15 protein-coding genes are annotated in these 17068 nt (G+C 44.8%); 1 reads left to right on the forward strand and 14 read right to left on the reverse strand.

The genetic code is table 11. From position 1 onward, the window contains the following. Position 1: 1 nt before the first annotated feature. From NQ117_RS19855 to cymR, 5 genes are all read right to left on the reverse strand, one after another. The gene (locus NQ117_RS19855) at positions 2-1822 is read right to left on the reverse strand and encodes an anaerobic ribonucleoside triphosphate reductase (RefSeq protein WP_258279795.1); all 1821 of its coding nucleotides are present in this window, start codon (positions 1820-1822) and stop codon (positions 2-4) included. A 278-nt stretch (positions 1823-2100) separates the two neighbouring features. Beyond that, entirely contained in the window at positions 2101-2316 is a 216-nt protein-coding gene (locus NQ117_RS19860; protein ID WP_028596045.1) for a hypothetical protein, read from the reverse strand. A gap of 50 nt (positions 2317-2366) precedes the next feature. Continuing rightward, the gene (locus NQ117_RS19865) at positions 2367-2867 is read right to left on the reverse strand and encodes a PRC-barrel domain-containing protein (RefSeq protein ID WP_258279751.1); all 501 of its coding nucleotides are present in this window, start codon (positions 2865-2867) and stop codon (positions 2367-2369) included. A 78-nt stretch (positions 2868-2945) separates the two neighbouring features. After that, complete coding sequence (locus NQ117_RS19870; RefSeq protein WP_258279752.1) at positions 2946-4121, reverse strand: cysteine desulfurase family protein; 1176 nt, start codon at positions 4119-4121, stop codon at positions 2946-2948. A gap of 24 nt (positions 4122-4145) precedes the next feature. Next, entirely contained in the window at positions 4146-4565 is a 420-nt protein-coding gene (gene cymR, locus NQ117_RS19875) for a cysteine metabolism transcriptional regulator CymR (protein WP_028596048.1), read from the reverse strand. A gap of 305 nt (positions 4566-4870) precedes the next feature. On the opposite strand from cymR, the gene mnmA reads away from it, so the two are divergent. Then, positions 4871-5986 (forward strand): tRNA 2-thiouridine(34) synthase MnmA, encoded by a 1116-nt coding sequence (gene mnmA / locus NQ117_RS19880; protein WP_258279753.1) that lies wholly within the window; start codon positions 4871-4873, stop codon positions 5984-5986. A gap of 186 nt (positions 5987-6172) precedes the next feature. On the opposite strand, the gene NQ117_RS19885 is transcribed toward mnmA, so the two are convergent. From NQ117_RS19885 to NQ117_RS19925, 9 genes are all read right to left on the reverse strand, one after another. Further along, a complete protein-coding gene (locus NQ117_RS19885; RefSeq protein ID WP_258279754.1) occupies positions 6173-7462 on the reverse strand; it encodes a hemolysin family protein in 1290 nt (429 codons plus the stop codon). A gap of 282 nt (positions 7463-7744) precedes the next feature. Beyond that, positions 7745-8053 (reverse strand): ArsR/SmtB family transcription factor, encoded by a 309-nt coding sequence (locus NQ117_RS19890; protein WP_028596051.1) that lies wholly within the window; start codon positions 8051-8053, stop codon positions 7745-7747. A 302-nt stretch (positions 8054-8355) separates the two neighbouring features. Beyond that, positions 8356-8721, reverse strand: coding sequence for a fluoride efflux transporter CrcB (gene crcB / locus NQ117_RS19895; protein WP_258279755.1), 366 nt, complete (start codon positions 8719-8721; stop codon positions 8356-8358). Next, the gene (gene crcB, locus NQ117_RS19900) at positions 8718-9119 is read right to left on the reverse strand and encodes a fluoride efflux transporter CrcB (RefSeq protein WP_258279756.1); all 402 of its coding nucleotides are present in this window, start codon (positions 9117-9119) and stop codon (positions 8718-8720) included. The genes crcB (NQ117_RS19895) and crcB (NQ117_RS19900) overlap by 4 nt, the downstream gene beginning before the upstream one ends. Before the next feature lie 62 nt (positions 9120-9181). After that, on the reverse strand, positions 9182-10489 hold the full coding sequence (locus tag NQ117_RS19905) for a replication-associated recombination protein A (RefSeq protein WP_375163099.1): 1308 nt from the start codon (positions 10487-10489) through the stop codon (positions 9182-9184). 207 nt (positions 10490-10696) lie between these two features. Continuing rightward, a complete protein-coding gene (locus NQ117_RS19910) occupies positions 10697-11452 on the reverse strand; it encodes a tRNA threonylcarbamoyladenosine dehydratase (protein WP_144991577.1) in 756 nt (251 codons plus the stop codon). 206 nt (positions 11453-11658) lie between these two features. Beyond that, complete coding sequence (aspS, locus tag NQ117_RS19915; RefSeq protein WP_258279757.1) at positions 11659-13473, reverse strand: aspartate--tRNA ligase; 1815 nt, start codon at positions 13471-13473, stop codon at positions 11659-11661. A gap of 90 nt (positions 13474-13563) precedes the next feature. Further along, positions 13564-14817 (reverse strand): histidine--tRNA ligase, encoded by a 1254-nt coding sequence (gene hisS / locus NQ117_RS19920; protein ID WP_258279758.1) that lies wholly within the window; start codon positions 14815-14817, stop codon positions 13564-13566. Positions 14818-15421: 604 nt separating this feature from the next. Beyond that, positions 15422-17002, reverse strand: a complete 1581-nt coding sequence (locus NQ117_RS19925; RefSeq protein ID WP_258279759.1) for a coproporphyrinogen III oxidase — start codon at positions 17000-17002, stop codon at positions 15422-15424. Positions 17003-17068 lie beyond the last annotated feature (66 nt).

Here is a 17068-nt window from a genome sequence, read left to right on the forward strand (position 1 = left end):
CTCATTGATGCTTCACCCGCTCCTGCTCCTCCGCTTGCTTCGCACGATTCCATTTGCTCATATCCCCAACCAAATAGCCAGTAATCCTCCGTATCCGCTCGATATTTGCTTCTGGAGCCTCACAAACTGGACAGCCACTATGAATGATCGCTTGATATCCACAACAGCGGCAGCGATCCACAGGATGATTGATCGAACCATAGCCGATATTATGCGCTGCCATTGCCCGTACAAGCCGATCCAAAGCCATTATGTTGCCCGCTACTGCACCGTCCAACTCGACATAGGTAATATGTCCGCCATTGCACATTTCATGGAAAGGACCCTCGACGCGGATTTTATCAAATGCTTTCAATTTGTAATAAACGGGTACATGATACGAATTTGTATAGTACTGTCTATCTGTCACTCCAGCTATAACCCCAAAATCAATGCGGTCTTTCTTTACAAACTTTCCTGAGAGACCTTCTGCTGGAGTAGCAATAAGAGAAAAGTTCAAGCCCGTACGCTCTGCCGCCTCGTCCATTCGCTTACGCATATGGCGAATAATTTGCAGCCCCAGCTCATGAGACGACTCCGATTGACCATGATGACTGCCAACTAGTTGTGTTAATGCCTCTGCTAAACCGATAAAGCCAACACCGAGCGTTCCTTGCTTCAACACATCCGCTAATGTATCATCTGGCGCTAACTGCTCACTTCCCCGCCAAACTCCCTGACGCATGAGAAAACTAAAATCTTCTGCTCGCTTCTTGCTTTGGAATTGAAGACGATCAAGCAGTTGACGCTCCGCAATACCTATCAACTTGTCCAGCATCGAGAAAAATTGTTCTACATTATCCGATAGCAAACTGAGCCGAACGAGATTTAACGAAGTAAAGGATAAGTTACCACGACCTAATGCAGTCTCTTTCCCGTTCACATTTCCCATTACTCTAGTTCGACAACCCATATAGCAAGCTTCCGATTCAGGCGTCCCATCATCATATTGAGCGTTAAATGGCGAATCCAAAAATGCAAAGTTTGGGAACAAACGCTTTGCTGTTGTCTCCAGCGCCAATTCATACAAATCACGATTTGGATCACCAATGTTGAAACTGACACCGGACTTTAACTTAAATATTTGAATCGGAAAAATGGGCGTTTCTCCTTTGCCAAGGCCTGCTTGAGTAGCCAACAATAGCTGCTTGACTAACAAACGTCCACAGCGAGACGTATCCGTTCCATAATTGATTGAAATGAAAGGAACTTGTCCGCCGCCGCGTGAATGCATCGAGTTTGAATTGTGAATGAAAGCTTCACAAGCTTGATACACGTCACGTTCTGTCCATTGCCACGCAAGTGTTTCTATATGACTTGACTCAGCAAGAGGCAGCTGTTCTAGCATGCTGAAATTACGATCGTACGTTTTTTTCACATAAGGAGCCAAATCATAATCAAACATTGGATAAGCTTGACCACCATGCTGCTGATTTTGATTCGCCTGCATAATGATGGAGGCCAAAGCCATCGCGCTTTTAATATCCTTAGGTTCACGCATATGTCCATGGCCTGTATTGAATCCACCGCGCAGCATTTGTCCTAACGGAATCTGACAGCAGGTCGTCGTTCCTGTTGCATAATAATCTAGGTCATGCGGATACAGCAGATTGCTTTCCATTGCTTCTCTTGCTTCTGCCGTCAGTAAGTGATTCATAGCATACCAGCGGGCGCTTTCGCTAGCCATTTTCCCCATAATCCCCATCGGTGAACGACCGTCTACATTCGCATTTTCCTGCATTAAATCTTGATCTGAACCATCTACGATATCATCTAAGGCCATAATCAACTTTTCCTGATCCAGCTGTTGATCGTTTGCTAATTTATGAACGGACTGAAAGCGATGAACTGACTTAGATTGGCGTACAGCCCCCGCTGAAATAGACTCTTTTTTAGAAGTAAGTAAAGTGGTCATCCATATCCCTCTCCTTCTCATACACACTATATATAGTATGCATGTATATTTCAGATCACAATATGTATTATGTCACACTCTTATTTACAAAATTAAACAACAAAAAGACCTGACTGCATAAACGCAATCAGGTCTTGCTTGTTAGCCTATGTAGAGGCTGGTGCCCCTGTATACGCAGTATCTGTCCATTCATCACCGAAAAAGAGATCATCCAGTGAGCTGAGTGTTCCATCTTCCTCTACTTGATAGACCGACATTTTCTCACCATTCACTGTTAGTTCAATAAAGCATCCCCAGCAGTAAAATTGATGAGCACCTATTTTGCCGATGTCTTTCGAGTTGCAGTTCGGGCATTGCAGCATATGTTCACCATTCCGTCCCTATTTATTGCGCATTAGGGATTATAGCCAATCTATTGGTGCTCTGGCTTGAGGTCATGAAGCAGAATCGCATGTTCTCCTATCTGCATCCGGCTTGTTCCGTCAATGCGCTGCCTTCCTTCAAGAAGGTCGGATATTAATCCGTCTGTAATTTCCAGTCCTATTATCGTATTGCCCATATCTGGCTGAAAATAAACATCAGCAACCCAGCCTATCTGCGTTCCCTCTAGCGTTAGCAATGGAATGTCCTTCAATCGCCTCGAACCGTATAAAAATGACCACTCTCTTTGCTCTACTACCTCTTCGCCACGTTCAATGATCGATGCACTCGGAATAAATACAGCATCTTCACCACAAGCCGCTAGCTGCTCCCAATGAATAACAGCGGCATGACGGCAAAACATGCCGCCCTCTTCCAGTTCCATATGAGTCAGTTTCCATTGTGCCGATATCCATAAATCTTTGACTTTAGCTACTCTTTGTCCTGTCGTAATATCATAGATCGGCAAGCCAATGAGCTCCAGCAACTTCACAATGCTCCTCCTCCAGCGAGATACCGTGCTTGACAACTCGCGTGTGAACTTGAAACACGCATCCGCTTGAGGAACAGCTTATCGGCTCGTTCTGCTGCGCAGACGTTCCGCAATTCCCTTTATTCGCTCAATGGCTTCGTGCGCTTGCTCTTTAGTATTGCCCAATCCAAAGCTAAACCGCACAGCCGTCTTCATTCTATCAGGTTCAAGTTTCATCGCCTGCAGCACATGTGATACTTCCAAGGAACCAGACGTACAAGCTGAGCCGCTGGCAGCCATCACGCCTGCCATATCCAAATTCATTAGCATCGTTTCCGTCGAAATATCCAAGAAACTTACATTTAGAACATGAGGCAGTCGTTCTGTTGGATGTCCATTTAATACGACTCGATCATGGAAGTACTCTTTAAGCCCCTCCCAGAACATATCCCGGATTGCATTAAGCTCTTCACGCTTGTCCATCAATTGACTGTATGAGCGCTGAACGGCTTCAGCAAAGCCTGCAATGGCAGCTACATTTTCGGTTCCCGCACGACGTTTGCGTTCCTGGCTTCCTCCGTGAATTAACGGCTCCCACTGGACGCCTTGCCGAGCATACAGCAGCCCAATTCCCTTCGGGCCATTTACTTTATGTGCGGAAAAGCTTGCGAAATCGATCGGGAGCTCATGTAAGTTAAGCTCCATTGCTCCAAGTGCCTGCACAGCATCCGTATGCATCATAATGCCACGCTCACGTGCAAGCTGACCAATCGCTTCGATTGGCTGCACTGTCCCAACTTCGTTATTGCCGAGCATAACGCTAATTAAACAGGTATGTGGCTCAATCGCTTCTGCCACCGCATCTCTGCTAATACGTCCCTCATTATCAGGCTCTACTCTTGTAACCGTGAACCCTAAACGCTCCAACTGCTCGATTGGATGCAAAACAGCATGATGCTCAATTGTCGTCGTAATAATGTGAGGCATAACCGAGCTTCCCTCACGTTTCGCTTTGAACCATGCCGCCCATGCAACACCAAATATAGCTGTATTATTGCTTTCGCTGCCGCCACTCGTAAAAATAAGCTCTTGAGCCGAGCAGCCAAGCATAGCTGCAAATCGATCCCGAGCTTGATTAATAATGGCTCTCGCTTCTCTTCCTGATGCATGTACGCTGGAAGGGTTTCCATATGTATCTGACAAACGCATCATCACATCGCTTGCAGCAGGATGAAGCGGTGTCGTTGCTGCATGATCTAGATAAATTCGTTCCATAGCGTAGCTCACTTTCGTATGTCCTTAAATATAGAACATATAACTGTCCTGACTACCTTCATCTTTGAAGTTAATCAAGTCAGCCAACATGGTCGTATCCAACACTTGTGCAATACTATCACGAATTCTAACCCAAAGATCACGCTTTGCTGGATCATCTTCTTCTGTGAAGTCCACTGGTGAAATCGGCCCTTCTAGTACTCGAATAATCTCGCCAGCACTCAATGTTTCAGGCTCACGAGCAAGTATGTATCCTCCATATGCACCGCGAATACTTTTTACCAACCCAGCATTGCGAAGTGGAGCAATTAACTGCTCTAAATAATGTTCAGATAGTTGATTTTTGTCAGCTATACTTTTCAAGGATGTTGGCCCTTCGCCGTAGCTCTTTGCCAATTCCATCATAATTGTTAAGCCATAGCGGCCTTTAGTAGAAATTTTCATCGTAGCACCCCATCACTGGTTTTGTAACTATTCATATATATCCTATTCATTGACCAATTCATGACGATTAAATCATTGTATTCCTATAACGTCACCATGTATATGGTAACACAACTATATGTGCTGTGGTCAAATATAAACGAGCTATTATGAAAAAATTTTACATATACAGAAAATGTGAGTGAAACGTTCATTTTTTTAGAAAAGCCGCTTACAGCCACCATTTCGCGATAAAAGGTCAATGTGTTACAATACGTGTATATATTTATTACTTACAAATTGAAAGCAAAGACGGTGATTGTTCGATGAATACAGCGAATGCTTCTACACGTGTCGTCGTCGGGATGTCCGGCGGCGTTGATTCATCGGTGACCGCCTTGCTCTTGAAGCAGCAAGGTTATGATGTCATCGGTATATTTATGAAAAACTGGGACGATACAGACGAGTTCGGAAACTGTACAGCAGAAGATGATGCAGAAGACGTTCGTCGCGTCTGTGACCATATTGGTATTCCATACTACACGGTTAACTTTGAAAAAGAATACTACGATAAAGTATTCTCCTATTTCTTAGATGAATACCGCCGTGGGCGCACACCGAATCCGGATGTCATGTGCAACCGTGAAATCAAGTTTGGAGAGTTCCTCCAAAAAGCACTTGACCTTGGCGCAGACTATGTTGCTACAGGTCACTATGCGCGTGTCGTAGAGGAAGATGATCAATATAAATTGCTGCGCGGAGTAGACAATAACAAAGATCAAACGTATTTCTTAAATGCGCTGAACCAATCACAATTAGCACGTGCTATGTTCCCTATCGGACATCTGCCGAAGCCCGAAGTTCGACGCATTGCTGAAGAATACGGCCTTGCAACTGCAAAGAAAAAAGACAGTACTGGCGTCTGCTTCATCGGCGAACGCAACTTCAAACAATTTTTAAGCCAGTTCTTGCCGGCTCAGCCAGGTAATATGGTCGATATCCGCAGCGGTGAAGTGAAAGGTCGCCATGACGGTCTCATGTACTATACATTCGGACAGCGTCAAGGACTAGGCATCGGCGGTTCAGGAACAGGAGAGCCTTGGTTCGTAGCAGATAAAGATCTTGAGAAAAATATTCTGTATGTCATTCAGGGGGACAACCACCCTAGCTTGTATTCCACGGGATTAGTTGCGACTGGCGTCAATTGGATTGCAGGTAACATGCCCGAACATCCTGTACGCTGCACAGCTAAGTTCCGCTACCGTCAGCCTGATCAAGAGGTTACCTTGACGAAGCAAGCAGACGGCAGTGTCCATGTTGAGTTTGCTGTACACCAGCGCGCTATTACACCGGGTCAAGCCGTTGTCTTCTATGATGGCGAGACCTGTTTAGGCGGCGGTACGATTGACCGCATTCACAAGTTGGAAGCATCCAACGCATAATACAATGTAACGGTAGTTGTATTGTATCGTTCATGCCTTATACAACAACATAGTTAGAACCAATATAAAAAAAGCCGCTTCTCTTCTGCATAACGCAGAGGAGCAAGCGGCTTCTTATTGTATAGCATGTAAATAATACGTTATAAGTTCAGTATTCATCATCTTCATTATCAGACAAACCTATCATCATGCTGTTGAAACGGACTCCAAGGATTGTTCGGGTGCTATCACCCTCCTTATGAGAAGCCTTGTAATACGGAGATGGTATGTTTCCTCAATAATAAACTCCCATCCCCCATTTGACAAAATGACCTGACCTTTTTTCGGGGCGTCTACTTGGGCATAAGCCCAACCTCCGATTGTATCGAAATCATCTGAGGCAATGTCGACATTGAAGTAAGCTTTCACAGCTTCAATCAACATCATGCCGTCAACCGAAAATACATGCTCATCACGCTTCACAATTTGAGGTAATTCTTCGTCGAACTCATCTTGAATTTCGCCTACAATCTCCTCCATAATGTCTTCAAGCGTAACTAGTCCCGCGGTACCGCCATATTCATCAATTAAGACAGCAATTTGCATGCGGTTCTTCTGCATCATCTTCATAAGCGCACTAATTGACATCGACTCAGGAACACTTAATATGGGGCGAATCACTTGATGGATATCATCAACATCATCCGAAACTTTGACTAAGTCCTTCAAATGAACAAAACCTATAATGTTATCCTTATCAGGATCACATACCGGATATCGGGTATGCATTTCTTGGAAGGCTGTGTCCTTATTCTGCTCGAACGAATCACCTGTATACAAACAGACCATATCCGTCCTCGGAATCATAATTTCCCGTGCGTGCGTCTCGGAGAATTCAAAGATATTGTCCATTAAAGCAAGCTCTGTATTATCAATAAGCCCACTCTTATGACTCTCTTTGACTAAAATGCGTATTTCCTCCTCCGTATGAGCGGAATTATGCTCGGATGCAAGCTCTACCCCAACAAGTCGAAGCAGACGACTCGAGATTCCATTTAACATCCAGATGAAGGGATACATCAACTTGTAGAATACCGTTAAAGGCATTGCAGCCCATAAAGTCACCTTCTCCGCATTGCGAACTGCGAGAGACTTCGGCGCCACCTCACCCAGTACGATATGAACAATCGTAATAAGCATAAAGGCAATTGCCGTTGCAATCGCGTGTATGACAAATGGAGTTGCTCCGATTGAACTTAGCGGCTCATACAGCAATCTTGCTACCGTATGCTCCCCAATCCAACCTAAACCAAGCGAAGCAATCGTAATGCCTAACTGACAAGCCGATAAATACGCATTTAGGTTGTCAGTCAAATGCCGGGCAAGCTTTGCCCTTGCATTACCTTCCTGCGCAAGCGCATCGATGCGACTTCCCCGTACTTTGACCATAGCAAATTCCGCAGCAACGAAGAAGCCGTTCAACAATACCAGCAACATGACTAACAACAAACCCCATATTATGGGTAACGGGTCACTACTCAATAGACTTTCCTATCCACCTCCCATGACGTGGACAGGTGCACCTCCTCTTAATTGAAATGAACACTTCATTGTACCTAACATTATAAATCATCTGGCACAAGCGTCAAATCGAATTACACAAGCCTTACAATTTAAAAAATAGGCTCGCAACACCTCCTGCAAGTGAATTAACACATTTATATTCACAGTACGCCGCGTCCTATCCCAATTAATTGTGATGACTCGTACCTTAGTCTGCTACTCCTCTGAAGCGTAACGAATTGCTTCCTGCAATAGCCCAATAATATGTTCATCATCGCAGGAATAAAGCATATTTTGTCCTTCTCTCCGATATCTCACGAAACGGTAAGCACGCAGCGTCTTGAGTTGGTGGGACACCGCTGATTGAGATAACTGCAAAGCATCTGCAATTTGATTAACCGCACATTCTTCGTTAGCCAGCAAGGTAAGAATACGAATTCTAGTCGGATCTCCCAGCGCCTTAAACGTTTGAGACACACGTTCCAACACTTCAGGTCCCCAGGCCTTCTCCTGCAATAGTTCCATCGTTCACGACTCCTATTCTGAGCATATATGTATTGTGCATCAATTGATCCCTAACTGCAAACTACGACAATGACTTATAGATACAGCAGGTTATTTATAGGGTGTCCGATGTTGTCTGAACATATCCGCATACTTGGACAACGAAAATTTATACATTTATAAATATAAGTCCAACAGTCATTTGTTCATTTACTCAAATATATTATAGGAAAATTTCTGCTTGTGCCTTTCAAGTCAATAGAACAATCCCATTTGCGGTTTACGAAAACAACCCTATTCGTGATGCATTCAAGTACAGCACACTACAGTAGGGCTTTCCCAGCAGCAAGCCCTATTGCAGCCACAGCAGTTGTTACTATTACTGAGATTAATATATATATCAAAAAATTAAAGTAATTTTTATTAAGCCATAATTTAAGCGCTTCTATTCCGAAAGTAGAAAAAGTTGTAAATGCACCACAGAATCCTATCGCCAATAGGTTGAACAGAAATTCAGGTAGTATCGATGCGCAACCAATAATGAAGCCCAACAAGAATGAACCTGTCACATTAATAATCCATGTAGGCCATGGTATCGCTTGGGAGAAGCGCTGTCCAAACCACGCACCGACCGTATAGCGCAACCATGCGCCTGCTGCTCCGCCAAGAGCCACCCACAGCCAATTCATTCTCGTTCCTCCCATGATCTATTCTGCATTCCACAACGATATCCTGCTGCTGCGGCTCCAATTCCTAGCACGATCGTCAACCCTTGATAGATAATAGCTGTAAGCAGCCGATTCATTTGAATAAGTTGGACCGTTTCGAGCGCAAATGTGGAGTATGTTGTGAACGCCCCAGTAAATCCAGTACCGATAAACGTTCTCCAGTATGGAGATAGGTTCTGCTTGCAGATTATATAAGCAGTGAACCAACCAAGAAAGGCTGCCCCAATGACGTTAATAAATAACGTGGCATATGGGAAACTGATCGCGCTATCAAACGGATAGAGTAAACTTATGCCATACCGCAGCCATGCACCGATGATGCCTCCAACTGCTGCTGCCGCTCCCATTGTCTTTATCATCCGAACAACACCCCTTGATTACATGCTGCCGCAGATTGATTCACATAGCTTTATTATCTAAATTACTTATTCCGGCGCAGTTGTTGGTTTATCTTCATTTTCGCTTCTGTCCCTTGATCAGTTGCACTGAAGAAGACGCGATTTCGAATAGAGTCCGGCAAATACTGCTGTTCTACATAATGCCCAGGGTAATCATGCGGGTACATATAACCTTTGTGCCCTAATTTGTCCGCACCTTTGTAATGAGTATCTCTTAAATGAAGAGGTACATCGGCTGACTTTATTTCATCCATAGCCAAGCTGATTCGTTGCAGGGCGACAGGTATCGAGTTTGACTTCGGACTTTCGACAGCAAATAATATTGCCTGGGCAATAATATACTTGGATTCCGGCCAGCCAATACGATGATAGGCTTCCAACGCACTTACTGCCTGGACCATAGCTTGCGGATTCGCCAAGCCAATATCCTCACTGCAAGCTACAGTTAGTCTTCTTAGAAACGTCATCGGGTCCATACCAAGCTTGTCTACTGCGTACATGAACCAGAACAATGCTGCATCACTTGAACCACGTATGCTTTTATGAAAAGCGGACAATACGTCATACTGCGTAGATTCATCTGCCTGAACGATCGGCTGGCGGACAGACTCCTCTGCCACTTGCAAATCAACGTGAACAGTCCCATCTGACTGCGGTGTCGTCGTCATTGCTGCCAGCTCCAAAGCATTCAATGCTCTGCGAATGTCACCATTCGCCATTGAGGCAATATGCTGAAGCGCATCTGAATCAACTTCCAAAGGCATAAAGCCTAAACCACGATCACGATCTTGCATCGCGTGCTTCATGGCAATGATACAGTGCTCCGCTTGAAGCGGTCGAAGCTGAAACAACGTAGATCGGCTAATTAAAGCTCCGTTCACATGATGAAACGGATTCTCTGTTGTCGCCCCAATAAAAATAATCGTTCCCTTCTCCACGGCGGGAAGCAATGCATCCTGTTGAGAACGATTAAAGCGATGGACTTCATCTAAAAATAAAGTCGTCTTTGTACCATATAATGTTTTGTTGCTCTCTGCTTTCTCAATAACTGCTCGAACATCTTTAACCGAAGCATCTACCGCATTCAAACGCACAAACTCACCTTGCGTCCTCTCAGCTATAATGTTGGCAAGTGTCGTCTTGCCACATCCCGGCGGCCCATACAATAGAATGGATGAAACTCGATCCGCTTCAATCGCACGTCGCAGCAAGCGATTAGGGCCGATAATATGTTCTTGCCCTACGTATTCATCCAGCGTCCGAGGCCGCATTCTATCCGCCAACAGGCGCATAGTCGGTTGTTGTTCTTCGTGTATGCTGAATAAATCCACGTTGTCCCTCTTCTCCGTTTCAATTTCTTCACTTGTATTTTATCATAGATGCATCACACACTCTACCCAATGAGAATGTATGTTCTTTTTTATGTGATTATTTGAACTACCTCTAAAATAAAAATCCCTTTCTGTTAAGCATTGTCCAAAAAGGACAACACCGAATACCAGAAAGGGAATCTTGGAACCTCTATCATTTACTTACAGCTATGAAGGATACTCTACTGTCTTTAGCAAATCCTTAATAACTTCACTCACCATAATTAATCCTGCTACAGGAGGTACAAATGCATTGCTTGCCGGCGGCTGTTTTACTTTACGACGATCTGGTGCGTTTTCAGGTACAATTTTCTCTGTAACATCTACGCGAGGTTTCATTGGCTCTTCTGTGGAGAAGACGACCTTTACCCCTTTTTTGATTCCTTCTTTACGAAGTTTTTGACGAATAACACGTGCAATTGGATCAACCGTCGTCTTGGAGATATCCGTAACCTGGAAGCGTGATGGATCCATTTTATTCGCAGCACCCATGCTTGAAATAAGCGGAATTTTACGCTGCAAGCATTCTTTAATCAAGTGAATCTTGTATACAATCGTATCAGAAGCATCAACAACATAATCCAACTCGTATTTGAACAGCTCCTCATACGTCTCTTCCGTATAGAACATATTCAATGCGATCGCATCGCAGTCTGGATTAATCAGCTTAATGCGGTCGCGCATCAGTTCAGCTTTTTTCTGGCCTACAGTCGTCGTTAAAGCATGAATTTGACGGTTCAGGTTCGTAATATCTACAACGTCTTTATCGATCATAATAATTCGGCCAACACCTGTACGCGCTAGCGCTTCCGCAGCAATAGAACCTACGCCGCCAATACCTAGAACAGCTACTGTGCTGTTCTTCATCTTTTCGATACCTTCAGGACCGATAGCCAATTCCGTACGTGAAAAAGCATTCAGCATAAGAAATACCTCCTCTATCTACTCATCATTCACATGATTTCATTCGCTTTAAACACATAACAATCTCCCTCAAGCAACCAAATAATAGAGGCTACCATAGAGGGAGATTGAATTATATCCGTATACATGGCGCGAGGTCCGTTAATCGCGCTAGCTTATAACTAGCTCACACCGATGCAATTCATCGCATAGCAATTTATTTACGACTACTCAGTTTCAGAAGCAGCTGCAGCTTGCTCTTCGGCTGCCTTTTCTTTCTTCTTCGCTGTAGTCTTGATGTTAAGCTGGTGCAACTGCGCAAAGTCTACTTCGCTCGGTGCATTAACCATCAAGTCGGTTGCACTTGCCGTTTTAGGGAATGCAATCGTCTCACGCAAGTTCGTAGCGCCAGCCAATAGCATAACAAGACGGTCAAAGCCGAATGCAACACCGCCATGTGGAGGTGTACCATATTCGAATGCGTTCAGCAAGAAGCCAAATTGCTCTTGTGCCTCTTCAGGCGAGAATCCAAGTGCTTGGAACATCTTCTCTTGCACCTCACGCTTGTAAATACGCATCGAGCCGCCGCCAACTTCGTAACCGTTCAATACAAGGTCATAAGCTTGTGCGCGAATTTGACCTGGGTCCGTATCGAAGAATGGAACGTCTTCTTCCATTGGACGCGTGAATGGATGATGTTCTGCTACATAGCGTTTCGCTTCTTCGTCATAACCAAGCAACGGGAAGTCTACAACCCAAGCAAACTTATACTTGCTGTCGTCGATAAGACCAAGGCGACGACCGATATGCAGACGCAAGTTGCCAAGTACGTCAGCTACTACTTTCTTTGTATCTGCGGAGAAGAGCAACAAGTCGCCTTCCTCTGCACCAAGACGCTCACGAAGTGCTTCGATCTCCTGCTCGTTGAAGAATTTCACGATTGGTCCACGGAATTCGCCGTCTTTCACTTGAATCCAAGCCAAACCTTTCGCTCCGTAGCGTGCTGCAAATGGTCCAAGATCATCGATCTCTTTACGGCTCCATGTGCCGCAGCCTTTCGCGTTCAAACATTTCACTGCGCCACCTTTTTCGATGACAGAAGCAAACACTTTAACACCAGATTCAGCAACGATATCTGCTACATCAACTAGCTCTAAGCCGAAACGAAGGTCTGGCTTGTCAGAACCGTATTTGTCCATAGCATCCTTATACGTGATACGCTGGAACGGCGTTGGGATATCTGCACCAACTGTTTCTTTGAACAAGCGAACCATAAGGTTCTCCATCATTTCAAGAAGCTGATCTTGCGTCAAGAACGAAGTCTCGATATCCACTTGCGTAAATTCTGGCTGACGGTCAGCACGCAAGTCTTCATCACGGAAACAACGTGCAATTTGGTAGTAACGCTCAAGACCAGATACCATCAATAGCTGCTTGAAAATTTGCGGTGATTGCGGCAATGCATAGAACTCACCTGGATGCACACGGCTCGGTACCAAGTAGTCACGTGCACCTTCTGGCGTGCTCTTTGTCAAGATTGGCGTCTCTACTTCAATGAACTCTTGCTCATCAAGGAAATCGCGGAAGATCTTTGCTGCTTTAGAACGCATCTTAAGCGTCTTCTGCATCTCTGGACGACGAAGATCCAAATAACGATATTTCAAGCGCAAAGACTCATCGATCTCAATTCCATCTTCAATAAAGAATGGCGGATTTTTCGCTGCATTCAATACTTCGATCTCTGTAACGCGCACTTCTACTTGGCCTGTCGGCAAGTTCGAATTTACCGTTTCTGCATCACGTTGAACGACTTCACCGCGAACAGCAAGTACGTATTCGTTACGGACTTTATCACCGATCTCAAGCGCTTCTTTCGAGAAATCTGGGTTAAATACGATTTGTACAAGACCGCTGCGGTCGCGCAGATCTACGAACAATACTCCGCCCAAGTCACGACGACGTTGTACCCAACCGTTCAATGTAACTGTTTCGCCAATATTTGCAGTCGTTAACGTACCACATTTATGCGTTTTAACTAACATAATAGCCACCTCAATTTATATAATGTAAAGCTTTTAATATCACTTGTTACAGTGCAACCTTCAGTACTTCATGTACTTCCTTGCACGTCATTACTTCGCGGACTTCAGCGCATCCACAAGCTGTTCAATCTTCACAAACTGCTGCTCGCCAGCTTGCAAATCCTTCAAAGCAATTTCACCGCGCTCAAGCTCGTCATCGCCCAAAATAGCAGCATAACGTGCCTTCATACGGTCAGCAGACTTCATCATCGCCTTCATCTTACGGCCTTGATAGTCTTTTTCACCAGACAATCCATTCACTCGCAAGTTATGGAGAATCTTCGTCGTCTCCTGCTCTGCCTTCTCACCTAGCGCAACTAAATACACATCTAGCGGAGGAGCTTGCTTAATCGCTACTTCTTGCTTCTCCAGCAATAATGCGATACGCTCCATTCCGATTCCGAAGCCGATTCCAGGCTGTTCAGGTCCGCCAATATCAGCGACAAGACCGTTGTAGCGTCCGCCGCCACCAACTGTATCAATAGCACCGATACCTTGTGCCTTATATTCAAATGCAGTATGTGTATAGTAATCGAGTCCACGCACCATACGATGGTTCACTTCATAATCAATGCCCATTGCGTCCAAGTGCCCCTTCACTTTCGTGAAGTGTGTCGCACACTCTTCATCCAAACTATCAAGAATAGACGGAGCAGCTGTGAACTTGTCTTGGTCAACTTTGCAGTCAAGTACTCGAAGCGGATTACGCTCCATACGGGACTGACAGTCTTTACACAATGTTTCTTTCATTGGCATCAAGAAATCAAGTAATGTTTGACGATAAGCAGCACGGCTTGCTGCATTACCGACCGAGTTGATTTCTACTTTCACACCGCTCAAGCCGACTTCTTTCATAAACTGGTAGCCAAGTGCAACAATTTCAGCATCTAAGCTAGGATCTACAGCACCGAACGCCTCCACACCGAACTGGTGAAATTGGCGATAACGTCCTGCTTGCGGACGCTCATAACGGAACATTGGCGCAATGTAGTAAAGCTTCGTTAAATCAGGCTCACCGTACAATTTGTTCTCTACATAAGCACGAACGACACCTGCTGTATTTTCTGGACGGAGCGTCATGCTGCGGTTGCCCTTGTCGACAAATGTGTACATCTCTTTTTCTACGATGTCTGTCGTATCACCGACTCCGCGTTTGAACAATTCTGTTTGCTCAAAAATCGGTGTACGAATCTCTTTATAATTGAATCGACGGCACAAGTCACGAACCGTTTCTTCGACACTTTGCCAAATCTCTACCGTACCAGGAAGTAAGTCCTGTGTACCTGTCGGCTTCTGGAATGCCATACTGCTCACCCTCCTATATGCATAAAAAAACTCCCGTCCCGCGCTGCATCAAACAACGCATAGGGACGAGAGATTGGTTGTGTCCATTCACCCGTGGTGCCACCCACATTCCGGAAAGCTGGATCATTTTCTGAATCATGATCTTGTTAGCTCATTCCGCTTCATTCGCGTATAACGTCCGCTCCACGCCTAACGGCTACCGCTGACATCACCTACTAAGAGCAAAATGCTCATGCAGCAATGCGTTTCGCCGTCGGTTCTCGGGGGTGTCATTCATTCGTCCTGCGCCAAGACCCTTCCAGCCTAGGGGTCTATCTCTGATAACGAGGGTATCGAATTACTTGTTCCCGTCATTGAATCTCAACTATAAGTGTAATTCACATATGCACTACACTTCGATATATAAAGAACATTTTAATAACCGATACGATTAAAGTCAAGCTTCTTAGCATGGAAATAAACGAACAAGAAAAAAACCTGCACCAATGTGCAGGTTATCAATAAGATATATTCTTAAAAGGGGGTCATGTGTTTAGTATAGGCCCGCTACATTAAAGGAACATGAAACAATGATTACAAACATATTACAATTTAGAAAGCGCTTTTAGAACATATCTTTCATCATGTCGATCTTCTTCTGAGTAACTTCTATATAGTTATCATTGTACACTTTCGGCTCTTTCGGGTTCGCATAACGTGTAATTTCCCCAGTAACGGGGTGTACCCACTTCGTTGTTGCTCCGCAGCCTAAGCCTACTATCGATTGAATTTCTTCGATAATCAAAATGTTATACAAGCTCTCCATTCCAGGCAAAGCATAACCGACGTTTTCGAGATTCCCCAAAATATTTTTTTGTCGATACAAATAATAAGGCTCGTAGCCATGATCATCGGTCCAGTCGCTCGCAGCCTGCATCATCGCACCGATCTCTTCACGTCCTGCTACTTTGAACTTCTCCTCGCCGCGATGTTTTGTCATTTCCGACGCACGCTTGAACGATAGCGTATGCACGGTAAGTGATTCTGGCATCAGCTTCTGCGTTTCACTTAGCGTATGTTCGAATTCAGGCAGACCTTCACCTGGCAATCCGATAATAAGGTCCATATTGATGTTGTTCATGCCCATTTCTCTAGCGAGCTGGTACTTATCAATCGTCTCTTCCACACTATGATGGCGTCCTATGATATCGAGCGTCTCCTGTGTGTAAGATTGTGGATTAATGCTAATCCGATCAATCCCCCATTTATCAAGTACAGCCAGCTTCTCTGGCGTAATCGTATCTGGACGGCCTGCCTCTACCGTAATTTCACGAACTTGCCCCACATCAGGGAACGACTCATAAACCTCTTCATAGAGCATATCCATCTCTTCAGCAGTAATGCTCGTTGGTGTACCCCCACCAAAGTATATCGTTGTAATACGCACGCCTCGCTCTTTCAAGAAACGGCCAACTTCGCGAATTTCATAATGCAGTCCACCAAGGAACGAATCGACAGAGCCCTGACGACCATTAATGTCATACGCAGGGAATGTACAATACGCACATTTCGTTGGGCAGAAAGGAATGCCAATGTAAATGCTCAATTCTTTTTGCAATTGATCCAGATCAGGCAATGCGGTTAACTGACGATCAACGATCCGTTCCATCAATGCAATTTTCTCATCTGTAATCAAATAATCTTCCTTAAGCATCTGCCGTGCTTCCTCGGTGGAAAGCCCACGGCGACGGGCGTCATGTCTAAGCTTTGTTGGGCGAACCCCAGTCAATATTCCCCACGGCTGCTCCAACCCGCTCCAATCTGTCATCAAAGCAAGCATTGCATGACATAAACCGTTTTTCACCTGCTTGCGGTATTGCTCATAGCTTGAGCCTGCTTCGACATAACGTTCGTGATTCGTTGTATACGTGTGAAGCTGCCCTTCGGCATCTCGAGTTAACATCTTCCCTTTCAACTGTAAAGTACGAGCTTCCTTAACAGTCTCCCCTGATATCAACTCACCTGCATGATCATGAATGGACAGTACGATGCCCATTTCATAACCTTCTTTTTCTACATTGCTGACAAGCTGTTCTTCATCCACAGATAATGAATATTCAACCTGCGGCTGCTCCACATATAACTGTATTAGATGGACGAGCGAGCGCTCGAAAGCAGACTCGTTCGCACTTAACCATACGCGCATGTAATCCTCCTGATTGTTGTTGCCTGTACAAACAAAAAATAAAAGTCAAGTAGTCGGGGCAGCAAA

The organism is Paenibacillus sp. SC116, from assembly GCF_024733555.1.
Lineage (GTDB): Bacteria > Bacillota > Bacilli > Paenibacillales > Paenibacillaceae > Paenibacillus_B.